The organism is Streptomyces sp. NPDC023157, assembly GCF_055560575.1.
On record NZ_JBVHIL010000001.1, the window covers coordinates 714,953 to 735,331 of the forward strand.

At 72.8% G+C, this 20,379-nt stretch carries 15 protein-coding genes and 3 tRNA genes; 7 read left to right on the top strand and 11 right to left on the bottom strand.

Translation table 11 applies throughout. The annotated features are described in order from the left end of the window. Positions 1-35: 35 nt before the first annotated feature. The gene (locus ACZ3ZE_RS03340; protein ID WP_467257167.1) at positions 36-764 is read right to left on the bottom strand and encodes a hypothetical protein; all 729 of its coding nucleotides are present in this window, start codon (positions 762-764) and stop codon (positions 36-38) included. Positions 765-935: 171 nt separating this feature from the next. On the opposite strand from ACZ3ZE_RS03340, the gene ACZ3ZE_RS03345 reads away from it, so the two are divergent. The 3 genes from ACZ3ZE_RS03345 to ACZ3ZE_RS03355 all read left to right on the top strand — a co-directional run bounded on the left by ACZ3ZE_RS03345 (position 936) and on the right by ACZ3ZE_RS03355 (position 2,797). Further along, positions 936-1,289 (top strand): hypothetical protein, encoded by a 354-nt coding sequence (locus ACZ3ZE_RS03345; RefSeq protein WP_467257169.1) that lies wholly within the window; start codon positions 936-938, stop codon positions 1,287-1,289. A gap of 19 nt (positions 1,290-1,308) precedes the next feature. Further along, on the top strand, positions 1,309-1,803 hold the full coding sequence (locus ACZ3ZE_RS03350; RefSeq protein WP_361624081.1) for a hypothetical protein: 495 nt from the start codon (positions 1,309-1,311) through the stop codon (positions 1,801-1,803). A gap of 232 nt (positions 1,804-2,035) precedes the next feature. Beyond that, a complete protein-coding gene (locus tag ACZ3ZE_RS03355; RefSeq protein WP_467257170.1) occupies positions 2,036-2,797 on the top strand; it encodes a hypothetical protein in 762 nt (253 codons plus the stop codon). A gap of 131 nt (positions 2,798-2,928) precedes the next feature. Here the strand turns inward: ACZ3ZE_RS03355 and ACZ3ZE_RS03360 are convergent. The 3 genes from ACZ3ZE_RS03360 to ACZ3ZE_RS03370 form a co-directional block, all read right to left on the bottom strand. Further along, positions 2,929-3,005, bottom strand: a tRNA-Ile gene (locus tag ACZ3ZE_RS03360). A gap of 166 nt (positions 3,006-3,171) precedes the next feature. Next, positions 3,172-3,244 (bottom strand) — tRNA-Asn (locus ACZ3ZE_RS03365). Positions 3,245-3,249: 5 nt separating this feature from the next. Beyond that, positions 3,250-3,322 (bottom strand) — tRNA-Asn (locus ACZ3ZE_RS03370). A gap of 137 nt (positions 3,323-3,459) precedes the next feature. On the opposite strand from ACZ3ZE_RS03370, the gene ACZ3ZE_RS03375 reads away from it, so the two are divergent. From ACZ3ZE_RS03375 to ACZ3ZE_RS03390, 4 genes are all read left to right on the top strand, one after another. After that, positions 3,460-3,744, top strand: a complete 285-nt coding sequence (locus tag ACZ3ZE_RS03375) for a YtxH domain-containing protein (RefSeq protein ID WP_361163401.1) — start codon at positions 3,460-3,462, stop codon at positions 3,742-3,744. Between the two features lie 37 nt (positions 3,745-3,781). Further along, on the top strand, positions 3,782-5,221 hold the full coding sequence (locus ACZ3ZE_RS03380; protein ID WP_467257172.1) for an FGGY family carbohydrate kinase: 1,440 nt from the start codon (positions 3,782-3,784) through the stop codon (positions 5,219-5,221). A gap of 126 nt (positions 5,222-5,347) precedes the next feature. Beyond that, positions 5,348-7,081, top strand: a complete 1,734-nt coding sequence (locus tag ACZ3ZE_RS03385; protein WP_442303831.1) for an ABC transporter ATP-binding protein — start codon at positions 5,348-5,350, stop codon at positions 7,079-7,081. Beyond that, on the top strand, positions 7,081-9,006 hold the full coding sequence (locus tag ACZ3ZE_RS03390; protein ID WP_467257174.1) for an ABC transporter ATP-binding protein: 1,926 nt from the start codon (positions 7,081-7,083) through the stop codon (positions 9,004-9,006). Before ACZ3ZE_RS03385 ends, ACZ3ZE_RS03390 begins: the two co-directional genes overlap by 1 nt. Positions 9,007-9,094: 88 nt before the next feature. Here ACZ3ZE_RS03390 and ACZ3ZE_RS03395 read toward each other — a convergent pair whose 3' ends face one another. The 7 genes from ACZ3ZE_RS03395 to ACZ3ZE_RS03425 all read right to left on the bottom strand — a co-directional run bounded on the left by ACZ3ZE_RS03395 (position 9,095) and on the right by ACZ3ZE_RS03425 (position 20,320). Then, the gene (locus ACZ3ZE_RS03395; RefSeq protein WP_467257176.1) at positions 9,095-10,213 is read right to left on the bottom strand and encodes an RNA polymerase sigma factor; all 1,119 of its coding nucleotides are present in this window, start codon (positions 10,211-10,213) and stop codon (positions 9,095-9,097) included. A gap of 69 nt (positions 10,214-10,282) precedes the next feature. Further along, on the bottom strand, positions 10,283-12,181 hold the full coding sequence (dnaG, locus tag ACZ3ZE_RS03400) for a DNA primase (protein WP_467257177.1): 1,899 nt from the start codon (positions 12,179-12,181) through the stop codon (positions 10,283-10,285). Between the two features lie 22 nt (positions 12,182-12,203). Beyond that, on the bottom strand, positions 12,204-13,466 hold the full coding sequence (locus ACZ3ZE_RS03405) for an NAD(P)/FAD-dependent oxidoreductase (protein WP_361624054.1): 1,263 nt from the start codon (positions 13,464-13,466) through the stop codon (positions 12,204-12,206). A 129-nt stretch (positions 13,467-13,595) separates the two neighbouring features. Further along, on the bottom strand, positions 13,596-14,921 hold the full coding sequence (locus tag ACZ3ZE_RS03410) for a deoxyguanosinetriphosphate triphosphohydrolase (protein ID WP_361163386.1): 1,326 nt from the start codon (positions 14,919-14,921) through the stop codon (positions 13,596-13,598). A gap of 58 nt (positions 14,922-14,979) precedes the next feature. Next, a complete protein-coding gene (locus ACZ3ZE_RS03415) occupies positions 14,980-18,498 on the bottom strand; it encodes an NB-ARC domain-containing protein (RefSeq protein WP_467257179.1) in 3,519 nt (1,172 codons plus the stop codon). Between the two features lie 85 nt (positions 18,499-18,583). Beyond that, positions 18,584-19,327: a sirohydrochlorin chelatase gene (locus ACZ3ZE_RS03420; protein WP_467257181.1), complete on the bottom strand. Its 744-nt coding sequence runs from the start codon at positions 19,325-19,327 to the stop codon at positions 18,584-18,586. A gap of 291 nt (positions 19,328-19,618) precedes the next feature. Then, on the bottom strand, positions 19,619-20,320 hold the full coding sequence (locus ACZ3ZE_RS03425; RefSeq protein ID WP_467257182.1) for a hypothetical protein: 702 nt from the start codon (positions 20,318-20,320) through the stop codon (positions 19,619-19,621). Between the last annotated feature and the right edge of the window lie 59 nt (positions 20,321-20,379).

The window sequence follows — 20,379 nt, forward strand, 5'->3', positions numbered from 1 at the left end:
GCGGGCGGGCGCCGCACCCGTTCCAGGCCCGATTGCTAGAAGATCTTCTTCCCTCCCTCGAAGAGCTTCTTGTGGTACAGCGCGAAGTAGCCGCCCAGGTCCCCGCTGGTGACGCTGAAGCCGCGGACGGTCTCGTCGTCTGTCGTGAAGGCGCAGAACACCGTCTTCTCGTCGAGTACGGCGATGCTCAGGGCGTCCACCTGGGACACGGCGCGCGTGTCGTGCAGCTGGATCGAGTGGAGCAGGTACTTCCCGTTCCTGACGCTCTTCGCCTGCTCCCGCTGGTCCTCCACCCAGGCGCGCATGGCGTCGGTCTGCGGCTCGGCCATGACCCGCAGGAGGGCGCGGTCGGAGCCGGCGTTGGCCCAGGCGACGCAGGCCTTGAAGTAGTCCTTGGCCGCCTTCTCGTTGCCGGGCGGGACCCGACGGAAGTAGCTGGACCGCAGCTCGTCGGTGGTGTCCTTGAGGGCGGTCTTCAGCGCCCCGTAGAACTCCCTCCCGTTCTTGTAGTGGGTGACCGAGGACGCGGACGCGATGATCGCGTCGACCTTCTCCTCCGTGCTCTTCTGCTGCTTCTGGACGAGGTCGAGCCGCTGGAAGACCAGCCCGGCCAGGAGCAGCGCCACCGGCGCCGCCCAGCCGTCGGCGGTCCAGGCCGCCGTGAACACGTTGCGGAGAGCGAGGATCGCGGCCCCGACGAGCGGGATCCACACGGTGGCGACGGACGCCACCTTCTCGGCAGTGCGACTTACCTTCGCTTTCACCACAGGCTCCCTACTGTGATCGGGCGATGGCTGCCCTGAACGCAAGCTACGCGCGTAAGTGCCCCTTGGGGACCGGGGAGTCCGGATACTGGGACAGGACCGAGACACCCGTGGACGGGATGAGTACGCGCGCTCATGCGCCGTCGCACGGCCGCGCGGTGAGCTGTACCCATGCAGACCGACGACGCCCGCGAGACCCGCGGCACCCGCACCTGGGTCCCCCCGTTCCTCTCGACCCTGGTGACCCTCCCCCTGGGCTTCCTGGCGCTCGTCTACGTGATGTTCTCGCCGATGGCCTGCGACAGCTGCAGCCAGGAGGAGAGCCGGCGCTTCACCGAGAGCTTCATGCCCGCCTTCGCCACCTTCGCGGTGGGCCTGCTGGTGGCGCTGACCCTGCTGGTGGTCGGCTGGGCGCTGCCCCGTCGCGTCCGTCACACCCCGCGCCGCCTGGTCCTCGCCGTCTGCGCACCGATTTCGGTCTTCGCCGTCTGGCTGGTCTTCCTCGCGCTCGTCGACTGGCCGTGAGCCCGTAGGGTGAGCGTCCGTGAGCGAATGGCAGATATCCGATGAGGCGGGCGGCGTGCTCGCCGCGCGCTGGTGGCAGTGGGCGTTGTCGGCGCCCGACGAGGTCAGCCCGGTCGCGGACGAGACCGGGGAGCACGCGGGGTGGCGTCAGCCGGAGGACCTGTGGTTCCTCGCCGGGACGTACGGCGGGCGGGTCGAGCGGCGTTGCGAGCTGCCGGCCGGGCGGCGGGTGTTCTTCCCCGTGCTCAACATCCAGCACACGAAGCTGTTCTCACGGAAGCCGATGAGCCTGGACGTCACGCGGGCGACGGCTCACCTCAACGGCGTTCCGCTTCCGCTCAAGGAGTTCGTCGCGCCGCCGTTCCGGGTGGGGCTGCGGATGCATCTCTCCTGGGGACTGTGGACGGGGCTCGCGCCCCTGACGCCGGGGCAGTACGTGCTGGAGATCAAGGGGGAGACGGCGGAGGGGTTCTGGATCGACACGACCTATCACCTGACCGCCGTCGGCGGCTGACCACGGGTGGGGCTAAGGGGGTCTCGGCGGACGGTGACTGACCACGGGCGGGGCCAAGGGAGTGGCACCAAGAGGACGTCGGCGGACGGCTGTTGCGGAGGCGGCGTTCCGGGCCGCGCGCAAGCGGCTGCCTGACGCGCGGGGGCGTATGGCGCGCGACGCCCGGAGTGGGAGACGGTCCCGGCCACCTGGGAGGATGTCCGGCGATCACGCGCCTACAGATCAGGGGGACATGCAGGTGCCTTCCGCCACGCCGCCGCCCAGGCCGTCCTATCTGCCCACGACGCCGGCGTCGCCTCGCGACTCCTCGCCGCTGCGGAACAGGACCACGTGGGTCACCGTCGTCGTACTGCCGCTCGTCGGCGCACTGGTGCTCTGGCTCGCCCAAGGCGGCCTGTCCTGGGTGGCGGAGAAGATCTCCGGTCCGGCCGGTCTCACCGTCTTCGACGGGGGGATCGGCGGCTGTGTACCCCGGTACGTCGACGCGTCGCTGGAAGACCTGAAGCGGGAGCCGGACGCCGCCGACAAGGGCGTGCCCGTCCACGGCGCCCGGAGCGAACCCGTCGAGCTGCCGCTGACGCTGCAGGCGAAGACGTCGCAGGCCGTCGTCGTCACCGGTGTGCGGATCACCCTGCTCTCGGCGAAGGCCGTCCCCCGCACCGGAGTCGTCGTCGAGCCCGACGGCTGCGGGGCCCTCATGACGCCGCGAGCCTTCGACGTCGCCCTCACCGCCACGCCCACGCCCGTCGCCGAGCCGGTGCCCGGCAAGAACGGGGCGGTGGCCGACTTCCCCTTCAAGGTCTCCGACAGCGACCCGGAGGTGCTCACCCTCCGATTCGACCCGGGCTCCCAGGACGTGCGCTTCACCGTGGAAGTGGAATGGGTGGCCGACGGGGAGTACGGCAGCAAGGTCCTGGACAACAGGGGGCTCGGGTACCGGGTCATGGCCAGGGGCGGTCTGCCCCTCCACCCGCACGCGGCGCTCTACAGGTAGGCCACCACGCGGCGGCGCGGGCGCATCCGTACGTACATTCGGGGGATCCCGGCGTGTCGCTGCTGTGACGCGTCTCACCGGTGGTGCACGGTGGACGCAGGGCTGGCAAAACCTTCCTGCGTCCACGGCAGTGGTGGGGCGGGTGGGACTCGAACCCACGGCCGACGGATTATGAGTCCGCTGCTCTAACCGGCTGAGCTACCGCCCCGAACACCACGGCGCGTACAAGTGTGCGCGCCGTCTGCCGCAGCATAGCCGCTCATACGATCTCCTGCTCCGGATGGGCGGCCATGCTCGATCTAGAGGACACCGGGGGCGGGGCGGTGGTTCCCGGGGAAACGAAAAAGGACCCCGTAGGGTCCTCTTCCGCTCTGCTCCCCCGACTGGACTCGAACCAGTAACCCTCCGGTTAACAGCCGAATGCTCTGCCAATTGAGCTACAGGGGATCGCGCTCCCCCGACTGGACTCGAACCAGTAACCTGCCGGTTAACAGCCGGCTGCTCTGCCAATTGAGCTACAGGGGATTGCTGCGTTGCGACGAACAGACCCACCTCCGGCCTTGCCGGGGGGCGGTCGCTCGCTGCGAGACATAGATTAGCGCAAGCAGGGGGGTGCTCCGCCAATCGGTATCCCCAGGGCGCTCCAGGGAAGGGTCACAGCCGTGCGGTACAAGCTGATCTTCGTCGCGGGACTGGCCGTCGGGTTCGTGATCGGGACCCGCGCCGGCCGCGAGCAGTACGAGCGGATGAGGAGGGCCACGCAGGCCTTCGCGCAGAACCCGGCCGTGCGCAACGCGGCCGAGTCCGCGGCCCAGAGCGGGCGGCAGGTCGCCGGGAAGGCGCTGCACGCCGTCGGCGACCAGGCGCAGAAGATCCGGTCGCGGCGCAACCACGACGGTCAGTTCTCCGTGTACGAGGAGGACGACTGGGGGACGAGCAACACCTGAACCCGGCACGGCCCCGCGTACGGCAGAATCATGTGCCATGGGGATAGTCGCCGGACTCGACAGCTCTTCGGACTCCACGCGCATCGTCGTGTGCGACGCGGACACGGGCGCCGTGCTGCGGCAGGGCCATGCCGCGCACCCCGTCGAACCCAAGGCCACCGACGTCGATCCGCAGGCCTGGCTGCTCTCCCTCGGTGAGGCGGCGACCGGCGGCCTGCTCGAAGGCGTCGAGGCCATCGGGGTCGCCGCGCAGCAGCACGGCCTGGTGCCGCTCGACCCGCAGGGCGCCCTCGTGCGGCCCGCGCTGGTCGGCAACGACAAGCGGGCCCAGGTCGCCGCCGCCGATCTCGTCGAGGGCCTCGGCGGGCGCTCCGCCTGGGCCGAGGCCGTCGGGGTCGTCCCGCACTCCGGGCTGCCCCTCGCGAAGCTGCGCTGGCTGGCCCGCACCGAGCCCGAGCACGCCCAGCGGATCGCGATGCTCCTCCAGCCGCACGACTGGCTGGTCTGGCAGCTGCTGGGCCGTCCCGCCCGCCGCACCACCGACCGCGGCGCCGCCTCCACCACCGGCTACTGGTCCGCCCGCGGCAACACGTACCGCCCCGACCTGGTCGAGCTGGCGCTCGGGCACCAGGCCGTGCTCCCGGAGGTGCTCGGCCCCGCCGAGGCCGCCGGCACCACGCCGGAGGGGCTGCTCATCTCCGCCGGTACGGGCGAGACGATGGCGGCCGCCCTCGGGCTCGGCCTGGGTACCGGGGACGCGGTGGTCTCCCTCGGCGCCTCCGGTTCCGTCATGGCCGTCCACCACGAGGCCCTCACCGACCCGGACGGCGCGATCACCTCGTACGCCGACGCCACCGGCATGCACCTGCCCGTCGTGCACACCTCGAACGCGGTACGGGCGCTGCGCGGCACCGCCGAGATGCTGGGTGTCGAGTCCCTGGACGAGCTCTCCGCGCTCGCCCTCACCTCCACCCCCGGCTCCTCCGGGCTCGTCCTGCTGCCCTACCTGGAGGGCGAGCGCACCCCGAACCTGCCGCACACCGCCGGCACCCTCTCCGGGCTGCGCCGCGAGTCGATGAAGCCCGAGCACCTGGCCCGGGCCTCCTTCGAGGGCATGCTGTGCTCCCTCGCCGACGCCATGGACGTGCTCCGCGGCCGGGGCGTCGAGGTGCGGCGGGTGTTCCTGCTCGGCGCGGTGGCGGGGCTGCCGGCCGTGCAGGCCATCGCGCCCGCGCTGTTCGGCGCGCAGGTCGTCGTCCCCCAGCCGGCCGACTACGCGGCGCTCGGCGCGGCCCGGCAGGCCGCCTGGGCGCTGGGCGTGTCCCGGGGCACCCTCGCCCCCTCCACTCCCCCTGCCTGGCAGGGCGCCGCCGCCCAGGTCTTCGAGCCCGGCGACGAGCTGGCCGTCGGCCAGGCCGTGCGCCAGCAGTACGTCGCGACCCGCGAGCAGATCCATCCCGGGGCCTTCGGCGGCTGAGGCGAGGGCGGGAGCGGGGCGAGGGCGAGGGTCGGTGCCCCCGCTTCGTAAAGACTTCCCCAGGCCTCCCGCCCGGCCCCAAAACCCAGTCGTAACACCACCGCCGCGCGGGCGATAGTAGAACCCGTGCTCATAAGACTTCTCCGGACCCACCTACAGCCGTACAGAAAACCCATCGCCCTGCTCGTGGTGCTGCAACTGCTGCAGACCAGCGCCACGCTCTACCTGCCGACCCTGAACGCCGACATCATCGACAACGGTGTCGTGAACGGGGACACCGGCTACATCCTGCGGTTCGGCGCGCTGATGATCGGCGTGTCCGTGCTCCAGGTCGTCTGCAACATCGGGGCCGTCTACTTCGGGGCGCGCACCGCGTCCGCGCTCGGGCGGGACGTGCGGGCCGCGGTCTTCGACCGGGTGCAGTCGTTCTCGTCCCGCGAGGTCGGGCACTTCGGCGCGCCGTCGCTGATCACCCGGACGACCAACGACGTGCAGCAGGTCCAGATGCTGGTCCTGATGGCGTTCACCCTGATGGTCTCCGCGCCGATCATGTGCGTCGGCGGCATCGTCATGGCGCTCGGCCAGGACGTGCCGCTGTCGGCGGTGCTGCTCGCGGTGGTGCCGGTGCTCGGCATCGCCGTCTCGCTGATCGTGCGGAGGATGCGCCCGCTGTTCCGCACCATGCAGACCCGGCTCGACACGGTGAACCGGGTGCTGCGCGAGCAGATCACCGGCAACCGGGTCATCCGGGCGTTCGTGAAGGACGACTACGAGCGCGAGCGGTTCAAGGGCTCGAACGCCGAGCTGACCGAGGTGTCGATGTCCACCGGGCGGCTCATGGCGCTCATGTTCCCGACCGTGATGACGGTCGTGAACGTGTCGTCGATCGCCGTCGTCTGGTTCGGCGCGCACCGCATCGACAGCGGCGGGATGGAGATCGGCGCGCTGACCGCCTTCCTCGCCTATCTGATGCAGATCGTGATGGCGGTCATGATGGCCACCTTCATGTTCATGATGGTGCCGCGGGCCGAGGTGTGCGCCGAGCGCATCGAGGAGGTCCTGGCGACCGAGTCCAGCGTGGTCCCGCCGGCCGCGCCGGTGACGACGCTGAGCCGGCGCGGGCACCTGGAGGTCAAGAGCGCGGACTTCCGGTACCCGGGCGCCGAGGAGTCGGTGCTCAAGGACGTCGGTCTGGTCGCCCGGCCGGGCGAGACGACCGCGATCATCGGTTCGACCGGCAGCGGCAAGTCGACGCTGCTGGGTCTGGTGCCCCGCCTGTTCGACGTGACGGGCGGCGAGGTGCTGGTCGACGGCGTGGACGTGCGCGAGCTGGAGCCGACGCTGATGGCGAGGACGGTCGGGCTCGTCCCGCAGAAGCCGTACCTGTTCTCCGGGACGGTCGCGACCAACCTGCGGTACGGGAAGCCGGACGCCACCGACGACGAGCTGTGGCACGCCCTGGAGGTCGCGCAGGCCGCCGACTTCGTGAAGAAGCTGGAGGCCGGGCTGAACGCGCCGATCGCGCAGGGCGGCACGAACGTGTCGGGCGGTCAGCGGCAGCGGCTCGCGATCGCGCGCACGCTGGTGCAGCGGCCGGAGATCTACCTGTTCGACGACTCGTTCTCGGCGCTCGACTACGAGACGGACGCCCTGCTGCGGGCGGCGCTCTCCGCGGAGACCTCCGACGCGACGGTGGTCATCGTCGCGCAGCGCGTGTCGACCATCCGGGACGCCGACCGGATCGTGGTCCTCGACGAGGGCCGGGTCGTCGGCACCGGACGGCACCACGAGCTGATGGCGGAGAACGAGACGTACCGGGAGATCGTGCTCTCCCAGCTGACCGAGGCGGAGGCGGCCTGATGGCGGGTCCACGTATGCCCATGGCCGGCGGTGGCCCCGACCAGCGCTCCATGGACTTCAAGGGCTCCGGGAAGCGGCTGCTCAAGCAGCTGGCGCCGGAGCGGAGCTCGCTGTGGGTGATGCTCGTCGCCGGCGTGCTGTCGGTGGCGGCCTCGGTGGTCGGGCCGAAGATCCTCGGCCGGGCGACCGACCTGATCTTCGCGGGTGTGGTCGGGCGGCAGATGCCCGAGGGCGCCACGAAGGAGCAGGCGCTGGCGGGGCTGCGCGCCAAGGGCGACTCCGGGATGGCGGACATGCTGTCCGGGGTGGACTTCACCCCGGGCAAGGGCATCGACTTCACGGCGGTCGGCGAGGTCCTCGGCCTGGTGCTGGTCGTGTACGTGCTGGCGGGCCTGCTGATGCTGGTCTCGACGCGCATGTCGATCAAGGTGATCAACCGGACCGTGTACCGGATGCGCGAGGACGTGCAGACGAAGCTGGCGCGGCTGCCGCTGTCGTACTTCGACAAGGCGAAGCGCGGCGAGGTGCTGTCCCGGGCGACCAATGACATCGACAACATCTCGCAGACCCTCCAGCAGTCGATGGGCCAGCTGATCAACTCGCTGCTCACGATCGTCGGCGTGCTCGCGATGATGTTCTGGATCTCGCCGCTGCTCGCCCTGGTGGCGCTGGTGACGGTGCCGGTGTCGGTGGTGGTGGCCACGAAGATCGGCAAGCGGTCGCAGCCGCACTTCGTGCAGCAGTGGAAGTCCACGGGCAAGCTGAACGCCCATGTCGAGGAGATGTACACCGGCCACACGCTGGTGAAGGTCTTCGGCCGGCAGGAGGAGTCCGGGAAGGACTTCCACGAGCAGAACGAGGCGTTGTACGAGGCCGGGTTCAAGGCCCAGTTCAACAGCGGCGTGATGCAGCCGGTGATGATGTTCGTGTCGAACCTGAACTACGTCCTGGTGGCCGTGGTCGGCGGTCTGCGGGTGGCGAGCGGCAGCCTGTCCATCGGTGACGTGCAGGCCTTCATCCAGTACTCCCGGCAGTTCTCGATGCCGCTGACCCAGGTCGCCTCGATGGCGAACCTGGTGCAGTCGGGTGTCGCCTCGGCCGAGCGGATCTTCGAGCTGCTCGACGCGGAGGAGCAGGCGCCGGACGCCCCGGTCGTCGAGCGCCCGGCCGACCTCAAGGGCAAGGTCGCCCTGGAGGGCGTGTCCTTCCGTTACGAGGTGGACAAGCCGCTGATCGAGGACCTGTCGCTCGCGGTGGAGCCGGGTCAGACGGTCGCGATCGTCGGCCCGACGGGCGCGGGCAAGACGACGCTGGTGAACCTGCTGATGCGGTTCTACGAGGTGACCGGCGGGCGGATCACCCTCGACGGGGTCGACGTCGCGAAGATGGCCCGCGAGGACCTGCGGGCCGGGATCGGCATGGTCCTCCAGGACACCTGGCTCTTCGGCGGCACCATCGCCGAGAACATCGCGTACGGCACGACGCGCGAGGTGAGCCGGGCGGAGATCGAGGAGGCGGCGCGGGCCGCGCACGCCGACCGCTTCATCCGCACCCTGCCCGAGGGGTACGACACCGTCATCGACGACGAGGGCGCGGGCGTCAGCGCCGGCGAGAAGCAGCTGATCACCATCGCGCGGGCGTTCCTGTCCGACCCGGTGATCCTGGTCCTCGACGAGGCGACCAGCTCGGTCGACACCCGTACCGAGGTGCTGATCCAGAAGGCGATGGCCCGGCTCGCGCACGGGCGGACCTCGTTCGTGATCGCGCACCGGCTCTCCACCATCCGGGACGCGGACGTGATCCTGGTGATGGAGAACGGCTCGATCGTCGAACAGGGCACGCACGAGGAGCTGTTGGCCTCGGGCGGGGCGTATGCCCGCCTGTACGCGGCCCAGTTCGCGCAGGCGGTCGCCGAAGTCGACTGACCGGCGGCCTCGTTGCCGCACGCGCATCCATCGACCCATGCCGCACGGGGTGCGGCATGGGTCGTGTGCGTCCCGCGCCGGACAGGCCCTAGTCGAGGTAGCCGCGCAGCTGGTCCGCGTAGGCGTGGTCGCGCAGTTTGTTGAGGGTCTTGGACTCGATCTGGCGGATGCGTTCGCGCGTCACGCCGAAGAGCTGTCCGATCTCCTCCAGGGTGCGGGGGCGGCCGTCGTCGAGGCCGTAGCGGAGCTGGACGACCTTGCGTTCGCGTTCGCCGAGGGTGGAGAGCACGGCCTCCAGGTGTTCGCGCAGCAGCAGGAAGGCGGCGGACTCGACGGGGGACGCGGCGTCGCCGTCCTCGATGAGGTCGCCGAGGGCGACGTCGTCCTCCTCGCCGACGGGGGCGTGCAGCGAGACGGGTTCCTGGGCGAGCCGCAGCACCTCGCCGACCCGTTCGGGGGCGAGGTCGAGCTGGGCGGCGACCTCCTCGGAGGTGGGCTCGTAGCCGCGTTCCTGGAGCATCCGGCGCTGGACGCGGATGACCCGGTTGATGAGTTCGACGACGTGCACGGGGACGCGGATGGTCCGGGCCTGGTCGGCGAGGGCCCGGGACATCGCCTGGCGGATCCACCAGGTCGCGTACGTGGAGAACTTGTAGCCGCGCGCGTAGTCGAACTTCTCGACGGCCCTGATCAGGCCGAGGTTGCCCTCCTGGACCAGGTCGAGCATGGTCAGGCCGCGGCCCACGTACCGCTTGGCGACGGAGACGACGAGCCGCAGGTTGGCCTCGATGAGCCGGCGTTTGGCGATCCGGCCGAGCACCACGAGCCGGTCCAGGTCGAGGGCCAGCCGGGTGTCCAGGTCGGGGGTGTTGGCCAGCTTCTCCTCGGCGAACAGCCCGGCCTCGACCCGGCGCGCGAGGTCGACCTCCTCCGCCGCGGTGAGCAGCGGGACGCGGCCTATCTCCCGCAGGTACTGCCGGAAGAGGTCGGAGGAGGGCCCGGCGCCACCGGGGTCGGCGCGGCGACGCGGGGGCGGGACGACTTCTGGTTCCTGTTCGACGGCGCCGAGTTCGGCCGGAGAGGGGTCCTGGGGCACGGTGACGGTCTGGGTCTGCACGGGGGGCGACCTCCGGGGTGGGTGATCGCTGCCGGTTCGGGGGCGTGACGGCAGCGGGACTGCACCGTCACCCAGTGTGGGGTACGACACATCGCCGCCACGAGGGGCGTGCGGTGACTTTTTGAGTCCGGTACGTGACCGAACGTGTGGCCGTGCCCGTCAGAGGGCCGCGGCCCCGTGGTTACGCAGCGACTGCCCGTACTGGGTGAGCACCCACAACTCGTTCTGAACGGCGGCCAGTTGTCCCGGGTCTCCCTGGGCGCCGAGGCGGGCCAGGGTGCCCTGGACGTCGCGGATGCGCCGGTCGACGGCGCGCAGCCGGACGGTGACGAGCTGGTCGCCGGCGTAGGCCTCGTCGACGGTCCTGGCGAAGATGGTCTCCACGGCGAGCTCGGTGACGAGGGCGCGGACGGTGTCGTCGGGCGCGGCCTCGCGGACCGCGTCGAGGTAGTCGGAGGGGGCGTCGGTGGCGCCGCCCGCGTCCTGGACGCACTGGCGGACGGCCGCGTAGGGCGCGGCGGTGAACTCGTCGATCCCGTACGCGTCGAAGGCCGGGGAGACCAGCTCCGGGCGCTGGAGCGCCAGCTTGAGCAGCTCGCGCTCGGTGCGGTGGGCGGGGCTGCGCAGGTTGAGCGCGGGTCCGGCGGTGGCGGCGGGGGCCTGGACCTCGCCGTAGGTGCGCCGCTGCCGGGCGCCGTCGCGGGCGGGGGCCTGGTCCTTGCCGCCGCCGCGCTGCCAGCGGGCGATCTGGGCGACCCGGCGGACGACGAACTGGGTGTCGAGGATGCCGAGCATGCCGGCGAGCTGGACGGCGACCTCGTGCTGCGAGGCGACGTTCTTGATCCGGGCGACGATCGGGGCGGCCTCGTCGAGGGCGGCGGCCCGGCCGGAGGGGATCTCCAGGTCGTAGCGGCTCACGATGTGGCGGAGCGCGAACTCGAAGAGCGGGGTGCGCGGCTGGACGAGGTCGGCGACGGCCTCGTCGCCCTTGGCGAGGCGCAGGTCGCAGGGGTCCATGCCGTCGGGGGCGATGGCGATGTACGTCTCGGCGGCGAACTTCTGGTCGTCCTCGAAGGCGCGCAGGGCGGCCTTCTGGCCGGCGGCGTCGCCGTCGAAGGTGAAGATGACGCGGGCCGAGCCGTTGTCCATGAGGAGGCGGCGCAGGATCTTGATGTGGTCGCCGCCGAAGGCGGTGCCGCAGGTGGCGATGGCGGTGGTGACGCCGGCCAGGTGGCAGGCCATGACGTCGGTGTAGCCCTCGACGACGACGGCGCGGCTGACCTTGGCGATGTCCTTCTTGGCCAGGTCGATGCCGTAGAGCACCTGGGACTTCTTGTAGATCGGCGTCTCGGGCGTGTTGAGGTACTTGGGCCCGTTGTCGTCCTCGCGCAGCTTGCGGGCGCCGAAGCCGACGACGTCGCCGCCGACGTCCTTGATGGGCCACATGAGCCGGCCGCGGAAGCGGTCGATGGGGCCGCGGCGGCCGTCCTGGGAGAGGCCGGAGAGGATCAGCTCGCGGTCGGAGAAGCCCTTGCCGCGCAGGAAGCGGGTGAGGTGGTCCCAGCCGGCCGGGGAGTAGCCGACGCCGAAGTGGGCGGCGGCGGCCTGGTCGAAGCCGCGCTCGGCGAGGAACTTGCGCCCGATCTCGGCTTCGGCGGAGCCGAGTTGCTCGGCGTAGTACTGCGCGGCGGCCTGGTGGGCCTCGACCAGGCGGGTGCGCTCGCCGCGCTGGTGGCCGGGGTTGTAGCCGCCCTCTTCGTAGCGCAGGGTGATGCCCGCCTTCGCGGCGAGGCGTTCGACCGTCTCCGAGAAGGAGAGGTGGTCGATCTTCATCACGAAGGCGATGGTGTCGCCGCCCTCCTGGCAGCCGAAGCAGTGGAAGAGTCCCTTGCTCGGGCTGACCTGGAAGGAGGGCGACTTCTCGTCGTGGAAGGGGCAGAGCCCCTTCAGGTTCCCGCCGCCGGCGTTGCGCAGCTGGAGGTACTCGGACACGACGGCGTCGATCGGGACCGCGTCCCGTACCGCCTTCACGTCGTCATCGTTGATCCTGCCTGCCACGCATGAATTCTACGGGGACGAGTCAGGAGCTCAGACTCTCCAGGGGGACGGAGGGGTCGGCGAGGGCGTCGGGGTCCACGCCCGCCCGGGACCGGATCAGGTTCTGGATCGGATCTGTGACGTCCCACACATTCACGTTCATGCCGGCGAGCACCCTGCCCTCCTTCAGCCAGAAGGCGATGAACTCGCGCTTGCCGACGTCCCCGCGCAGCACGACCTGGTCGTACGAGCCGGGCGGCGCCCAGCCCGAGTACTCCAGGCCGAGGTCGTACTGGTCGGAGAAGAAGTACGGGACCCGGTCGTACGAGACGTGCTGCCCGAGCATGGCGCGGGCGGCGGCCGGGCCGCCGTTGAGGGCGTTGGCCCAGTGCTCGACGCGCAGCCGGGTGTGCAGCGAGGGGTGGTGGGCGGCGGCGACGTCGCCCGCGGCGAAGACGTCGGGGTCGGAGGTGCGCAGCGACTCGTCGACGGCGATGCCGCCGCCGTCGGCGCGGTCGACGAGGGCGAGGCCGGCGTTCTCGGCGAGGGTGGTGCGGGGGGCGGCGCCGACGGCGGCGAGCACGTCGTGGGCGGGGTGCTCCTCGCCGTCGTCGGTGCGGACGGCGAGGACCATGCCGTCGGAGCCGACGATCTCGGTCAGCTTGGCGCCGAACCGGAAGCGGACGCCGTGCTCGGTGTGCAGGTCGGCGAAGAGCTGGCCGAGCTCGGGGCCGATGACGTGGTGCAGCGGGGTGGGGGCGGGCTCGATGACGGTGACCTCGGCGCCGTACGTACGGGCGGCGGCGGCGACCTCCAGGCCGATCCAGCCGGCCCCGGCGATCACCAGGTGTCCGTTGTCGCGGCCGAGGGCGGCGAGGACGTTCCGCAGCCGGTCGGCGTGGGCGAGGCGGCGCAGGTGGTGGACGCCGGCGAGCCCGGTGCCGGGGACGTCCAGGCGGCGCGGCTCGGCGCCGGTGGCGAGGAGCAGCTTGTCGTAGCGGATCACGGTGCCGTCGCCGAGGCGGACGGTGTGGGCCTCGCGGTCGATGGCGACGACGGTCTGGCCGAGGTGGAGCTCGATCTCGGCCTGCGCGTACCAGCCCGGTTCGTGGACGAAGACGGAGTCCCGGTCCTCCTTGCCGAGGAGGAAGCCCTTGGAGAGCGGTGGGCGCTCGTAGGGGTGTTCGCGTTCGTCGCCGATGAGGATCACCCGGCCGGTGAACCCCTCGGCGCGGAGCGTCTCCGCGGCCTTGGCTCCGGCGAGGCCTCCGCCGACGATGACGAAGGTCTGATCTGCGTCGACCACGTTCATTCCTCCTCGTTGCGACCGGTTCACTACGCTACGCCCCCCTGCCCGGCCCGGGCCGTACCGCCTCGGGGCGTGGAAGCGAGGGTCCCGCACGAGTGACGGAGGGGGAAAGGGGGCGAACGGCCCTTAGCGGCGGGGGGTACGGAAGCGGTCGTGGAGGCTGCGGGCGGAGGCGTCGGTGAGGGAGGCGATCTGGTCGACGATCACCCGCTTGCGGGAACGGTCGTCGCTCGCTTCGGCGAACAGGGCGCGGAACTGCGGGTCGAGGCCCTCGGGGGCGCGGGCGGTGAGTGCCTCGGCGAGCTCGGCGACGACGATCCGCTGGTCGGCGCGGAGCGCTTCCTGTTCGGCGCGCTGCATCACGTACCGGTCGGCGACGGCCTTGAGGACGGCGCATTCGTTGCGGGTCTCGCGGGGGACGACGAGTTCGGCGCCGTAGCGGGTGAGGCGGCCCGAGCCGAAGGCCTGCCGGGTGGCCCGCTCGGCGGCGAGGCAGAAGCGGCCGATCAGCTGGCTGGTGGCGTCCTTGAGGCGGGCCTGGGCGACGGCCGACCCGTCGTAGCCGTGCGGCCACCACTCCTGGTCGAGGAGCCGGTCGAGGGCGTCGGCGAGCTCCTGCGGGTCGGTGTCCTCCGGTACGTACCGGCCGAGGGCGACGGCCCAGATGTCGGCGCGCTCGGGCTCGGCGAGCAGCATGTTGGGATCGATGTGCCCGGCGTGCAGGCCGTCCTCGACGTCGTGCACCGAGTAGGCCACGTCGTCGGCCCAGTCCATGACCTGGGCCTCGAAGCACTTGCGGTGGGCGGGGGCGCCGGCCCGGATCCAGGCGAAGACGGGCAGGTCGTCCTCGTACACGCCGAACTTCGGCGAGCCGGCGTCGGTGGGGTGGCCGCCGCGCCCCCACGGGTACTTGGTGGCGGCGTCGAGGGTGGCGCGGGTGAGGTTGAGGCCGACGCTGAGGGGCCTGCCGGTGTCGGGGTCGGCGATGAACCGCTTGGGCTCGATACGGGTGAGCAGGCGCAGCGACTGGGCGTTGCCCTCGAAGCCGCCGCAGTCCTTGGCGACGTCGTTGAGGGCCTGCTCGCCGTTGTGCCCGAACGGCGGGTGGCCCATGTCGTGGGCCAGGCAGGCCGCCTCGACGAGGTCGGGGTCGCAGCCGAGCGCCGCCCCGAGCTCGCGGCCGACCTGGGCGCACTCCAGGGAGTGGGTGAGCCGGGTGCGGGGGCTGGCGTCCCAGGCGTGGCTGAGCGTGCCGGGCGTGACGACCTGGGTCTTGCCGGCGAGCCTGCGCAGCGCGGAGGAGTGCAGGACCCGGGCCCGGTCGCGCTGGAAGGCGGTCCGCCCCGGGCGTTTGTCGGGCTCCGCGGCCCAGCGCTCGGTGGCGGCGAGGTCGTAGCCGGGGGTGTCGTGGCCGGGGGTCTCGTGGTCCGTGGGTTCTGTGATGCCTTCCATGCCTCGACGGTAACCGGCGGGACCGACAAGTGGCGCGAGGACGCGGCGCGGAACGCGGTCAGGCGCGGAACTCGTGGACGTACAGGCCGCGTTCACCGACGGCGACGAGTCCGCGGCCGTCGGGCAGCCAGGCGCAGGAGGTGAACGGCGTCTCGGCGCGGACGCCGGTGACGGTGCGGCCGGAGGCGGCGTCCCGGACGCGGAGCATGGTGCCGGCGGTGGCGATCCACTTCCCGTCGGGGGAGACGGAGAGCCCGTCGACCGGGCCGTCGGGGTCGGTGAGGGAGGCGAGGAGGGCGCCGGTGCGGGGGTCCCAGTGGCTGACGGTGCCGGTGGAGGAGGCGGTGAGGAGACGGCTGCCGTCGGGGGTGGCGGCGAGGGCGGTGAACCGCTCGCCGGAGTCGATCTCGGTCTGGTGCGTGGCGGCGGTGCGGTCCGCGGCGAGGTGGACGACGTGCACCAGGGAGACGTCGCCCGTGCGGGACGGCCTGCGGCGCAGGACGGCGACCCAGGACCCGTCGGGCGCGACGGCGACCGCGTCCGCTCGCCCGGCGGTGGCCCGGGAGCCCGGGACGGTGGCGGTCCGGCGCTCCGGGAAGAGGTCCCACAACTGGAGGGAGCCAAAGGAGTCCGCGACCGCGAGCCAGGTGCCGGCGGGTGCCACGGCCAGGGCGTGTGCCGAGGTGCCGGCGCCGAGTTCGAGATCGGCGACGGACGTCCCCAGGGGGCCGAGTTCCCCGGCGATGGCCTTGATCCGGACTCCGTATCCGTTCCGGACGACCGCCGCGTACCACCTGCCGTGCGGGGCGAAGGCGACCCGCCTGTCGTGTTCGCCGTCGAGGGACGCCAGCGGGTCGCTCCAGTCCTCGCCCTCCGCGTCGCAGAGCCGCGTGCGTCCGTCCGTGTGCCCGACGGCCAGTCGTCCGGCGCCGACGACCGTGACCGTCCGCATCCCTGCGCCGTCGCGGGACGCCGGCCGCGCGAGTTCCCGGCTGTCCCAGACCCGCACCGCGCCGTCCTCCCCGGTGCTGACGAGCTGGTCGCCGTACGGTGTGACGGCGACGCCGCGGACCGGGCCCCGGTGGGCGCTGTAGCGGGCGCGACAGGCGCCCGTCGCCCGGTCCCAGACCGCGACGGTGCCGTCCTCGCCGCCGCTGACCAGCCACGTTCCGTCGGGCGAGACCGCCACGGCGGTGGCGGGGCCGTGGTGCGCGGAGATCTGCGAGGGGTGACGGGGCGGCCTCTCGTCCCAGATCTGGAGCACCCCGTTCGCCTCGGCGGTGACCATCCAGCTGCCGTCCCGCGCGATGGCGACGGCGTTCACCGGCGCTCCGGCGGTGGGGCCGCGGCGCTCCGTGCGGGCGAGGTCCGAGGAGACCAGCCAGAGGTGCCGGCGGCCACCGACGGCCATCCATCCGCGGCCGGGGGCGAAGGCCACGCAGGTGTACTCGTCGCCCCGGTCCGGAACGACCTGGCCGAGGCGCTGCCCCCATAAGCTCCAGGTCTCCAGAGTGCCGTCGGTGGCGACGGTCGCGACACCGCCCGCGGCGGTCGCCAGGGCACGCACGGACGCCCCGCGGCCCCCGACCGGGCCGAAGACGCGTACCGGCGGGGTGGCCCGGTCCGGGTTCCAGGTGTGGAAGGTGCGGCCGGTCCCGCCCGTCGCCAGCCAGGTGCCGTCCGGGGCGACCGCGAGGACCCGGAAGCGGCTGCCCCGGACGTCGGGGGCGAACTCGCCGCCGCTGTCCGGGTCGAGCCCGCGGGCCATGCCGTCGGCTCCGACGGTGACGAGCGAGCTGCCGTCCGGCATGACCGCGACGGACCACACGGGCCCGGTGTGGCCGAGGAAGGTACGGAGCAGGGCAGGTTCGGGCAGGTCCGGCGGGGTGACACGGTGGAGGAGCAGCGGCCGGGACGCGAACGCGGGGTCCAGCCGTCGGGCGGCGATCGGGCCGGTCCAGAGGGGCAGCCACTCCAGGCGGCCGTGCAGGACGTCGGTCAGGAGCTCCGGCGGATCGGTCGGCGTCAGGAGGTGGGCGGCGCGGGTGAGGTCGTCCGCCATGCCCGCGGCCATGTCGGTGGGGACGTCGAACAGGTCCGCCCAGGCCGCCATGGGGCCTCGCTGGTGGAGCCGCGTCTCGATCCAGCGCAGGTCGGTCGCGACCCGTTCCGCGTCCTGCGTGCGGCCGGCGGCGAGGAGGTGCTCGATCGCGTGGTCCAGGACGTAGCCCCGGACGTCGTCGCCGGGGTCCCAGGGCGTGCGGCCCCAGGTGTCGGCCAGCGTGCCGTGCAGAGCGGTGGCCGCCGGGTCGCCCAGCTCCTTGTACAGATAGTCGCGGAGCACGTCGTGGAGGGTGACGCGGCCCCCGTGGTCCGGGGTGAGCGAGACGAGGGACAAGCGGTCGAACTCGACGCACAGCGACCTGGTCTCAGCCTCGGTCAGGCCGCCGGTGGCCGCCCACAGACGGGCCACCAGCGGGACCGGGATCGACTCGTCCTCCGCGAAGACGGCGAGTTCCGCGAGGCGTCGGGCGCCGCCCGGGGGCAGCAGGGTCCTGGCGGCCTCGACGGTCGCCCGTACCGCCCGCGCACGGCGCGCCGGATCGTCCAGGTCGAACGGGGCGGTGTCCCCGTCCACGGCGGCCGGACCGTGGGCGCCCAGGTCACGGAGGGCCTCCGCCGCCGCCGCGGCCGGGTCGGTGCCGGTGGACGTCCGGCGGGTGATGAGACGGTTGGTGAGACGCAGCAGGAGCGCCCAGCGGCCCGTGGCCTCCAGCAGGTCCCGGACGAGGGTCTCGGGGAGCGCGGGCAGTTCCCAGGTGAGGACGGCGCGGGCCTGGTCCGGTGTCATCTGGTCGACCCGGACCCGCTCCGTGCCGCGCGGCAGGGCGCCGGGGACGCGGGTGGTGACGAGGCGGACGCAGCGGGCGCCGCCGCGCAGGAAGGGGTCGAGCTGTTCGGCGTCCCAGACGTCGTCGATGAGGAGCAGGGTGCGCGGCCGCTGGTCGAGGAGCCGGCCGAGGTGGTCGCCCGCGAGGCCGGGGTCGTCGAAGGCGGTCGTGTCGCCGGTGAGGAAACGCGTCGCCTCGGCCACCTTCGCCGCGATCGCGGCGCGGCCCCGGACGTCCCGGCCGATGGTGACCGTGTAGACGCGGCCCCGGAAACGCCGCCGTACGCGGGGACTCGCGGCCACCGCCCGGGCGAGGACCGTCTTGCCGAAGCCGCCCGCGCCCTCCAGCGAGGTCGTGAGGGCGACCGTACGCCCGCGGCAGACCGCCTTGACGGTACGGGCGCGTTCCGCGCGGTCGACGACCCAGTCCGGGACGGGCCGCACCGACGGCGGGGGCTGGTCGCCCGCCACCCCCGGGCCCCGTTCCTGCCGCCAGGCCACGACGACCGCCACCAGCACACCGGCGGCCGCGAGTCCGGCGACCCACCACCACGGCTGCTGCCGGACCCGGTCCAGCGCGCCCGGCCAACGGGCCTCCGACGTGGCCGCGTTGGCCGCGAGCGAGGCCAGTACGGCGACGGCCGCGGCGATTCCGGCGAGCGATGCGCCCTTGACGGCACCGCGCACGGGCCACCTCCCCTGTCCCCGACTGCCCCGACGATAACCAGGGGCCCCGGAGGCGCGGTGCCGAATCAGCCGGGCGTGGCCCGTATCACCTTACGGAGAAGGCGAGTTCCGGCCGCGCGGCGGAGGCGGCCCCGAGGGCCCGGTCGTAGCGGTGGAGGACCAGGCGGGCCAGGGCCGGGTGGGCGCCGAGGGGGCGGGAGGCCAGCCAGGGCGCGTGGGCGGCGGCGCGGGTCGCGAAGAGGCCCGGGGCGGTGAAGCAGGAGGCGACGGCCACACGGTGGCGACCGCGGGCCGCGAGGGCGCGGAGCGCTTCGGGGACGGTGGGGGTGACGGCGGACGTGTAGGCGGGGACGACGGGGACGCCGCCGAGGCGTTCCGAGAGGCGGGTGGCGATCGTACGGATCGCCGCGCCCGACTCCGGGTCGCGGGAACCGGCCGCGGCCAGGACCACCCCGGTGGCCCGCGAGGCCCCGTCCCCGGCGGTCCACCCCGCCTCCGTCAGCCGGTCCGCGAGCGCCTCGACGAGGAGCGGGTGCGGGCCGAACGGGGCGGCGACCCGGGTGCCGGGGGCGAGCGCGGCGGCGGCCGGCAGGTCGTGCTTGACGTGGTGGCCCGGGGCGAAGAGCAGCGGCACGAGCACGGCCCCCGGCACGAGCGCGTCCGGGAGCCGGGGCGCGTTCCGCTCGATGTGCGCGAGCCGGACGTCCAGGCCCGGGCGGAGTTCGCGGACCCGGTCGACGAGGAGGCGGAGGGTGGCGGCGGCGCGGGGGTCACGGCTGCCGTGGCCTACGGCGATCAGGGTGGGGGCGGGTCGCTCGTGCGTCGTCATGGGGGGATCGTGCCGGGGGCGGGTTGCCCTGGCGTTTCGGGGACATCACGGGTGCTTGCGGCGGGCTGGGGTGCGGGCGCTTGGGCGCGGGGCGCGGGTCAGGGCACGGGGCGCTGGGGGTGCGGGTCAAGGCGCGGGGAGCGGAGGCGCCGCTGAGGGCGCCGTCCCGTGTGCCCACCCGTCCCGCCCCAGCGGGACGATTGCCCACACGGCGGGGGCGGGAGCGCGGGGGCGCAGTGGGGCCCGAGGCGGGGGCGCAGTGGGGTCCCCTCCCCCGGGGTCGAAGGCCCCCTACGCGTCCAGCCAGACCCTCAGTGCGCCGATCGGTTCGAAGCCCGCCGCTAGGGCCGGGGGCAGGTCGTCGCCCGATTCGTAGCCGACGGCGGCACGGTCGGGGGTGAGGTGGGAGAGGGCGGCTGTCCAGGCGGTGGTGGGGTGGGTGTCGGGGGTGGTGAAGAGGTTGGAGATGCCGGTGACGGTGCCGGTGTCGGTGAGGACGGCGCCGCCGGTGATCCGTCCGTCGGGCGCGTGGCCCGCGAGGATTGTCGTGGCCGGGTCGGCGAGGAGCTCGGGGCGGAAGAGGGCGGCCTCGTCCGGGTCGCCGTCGCTCCAGACGAGGGCCCAGGCGGCGAGTTCGGCGGGGCTGTTCACGGGGCGCCAGCCGGTGGGGGCGGCGGGGCGCGGGAGGCCGGCGGGGCGGTGGATCCACTGGGCCTCGAAGAGGAGCCGGAAGCCTTCGGCGGCGAGGTCGAGCCGGGCGTGGCTGTCCTTGACGGAGGCGCCGGGGGTGGTGCGGTCGATGCCGGCCAGGACGTCGGCCGCGTCGGCGTCGGCGGTCAGGGTGACGGCGTCCGGGTAGTAGAGCGGGGTGCGGCGGGAGTTGGTCCAGGCGCGGGCGCCGAACACGCCGGGGTGGCCGTGGGCCCGGCACATGGTGTCGCACCAGGCCGCGTTGTTGCGGACGGCTTCGTCGAGCGCGGCGTCGATGATCATGGGCGGATCGTAAGGGGGGAGTATGGGGGGACACCTACCCCTTTTCCGGGTTCCGTCCT

Bases quoted from the DNA above. Each gene is read 5' to 3' on its own strand.
- ACZ3ZE_RS03345 (WP_467257169.1), top strand. From the start codon at position 936: ATGCAGACCGACGACGCCCGCGAGACCCGCGGCACCCGCACCTGGGTC.
- ACZ3ZE_RS03355 (WP_467257170.1), top strand. From the start codon at position 2,036: ATGCAGGTGCCTTCCGCCACGCCGCCGCCCAGGCCGTCCTATCTGCCC.
- ACZ3ZE_RS03380 (WP_467257172.1), top strand. From the start codon at position 3,782: ATGGGGATAGTCGCCGGACTCGACAGCTCTTCGGACTCCACGCGCATC.
- ACZ3ZE_RS03390 (WP_467257174.1), top strand. From the start codon at position 7,081: ATGGCGGGTCCACGTATGCCCATGGCCGGCGGTGGCCCCGACCAGCGC.
- ACZ3ZE_RS03410 (WP_361163386.1), bottom strand. From the start codon at position 14,921: ATGGAAGGCATCACAGAACCCACGGACCACGAGACCCCCGGCCACGAC.
- ACZ3ZE_RS03420 (WP_467257181.1), bottom strand. From the start codon at position 19,327: ATGACGACGCACGAGCGACCCGCCCCCACCCTGATCGCCGTAGGCCAC.
- ACZ3ZE_RS03425 (WP_467257182.1), bottom strand. From the start codon at position 20,320: ATGATCATCGACGCCGCGCTCGACGAAGCCGTCCGCAACAACGCGGCC.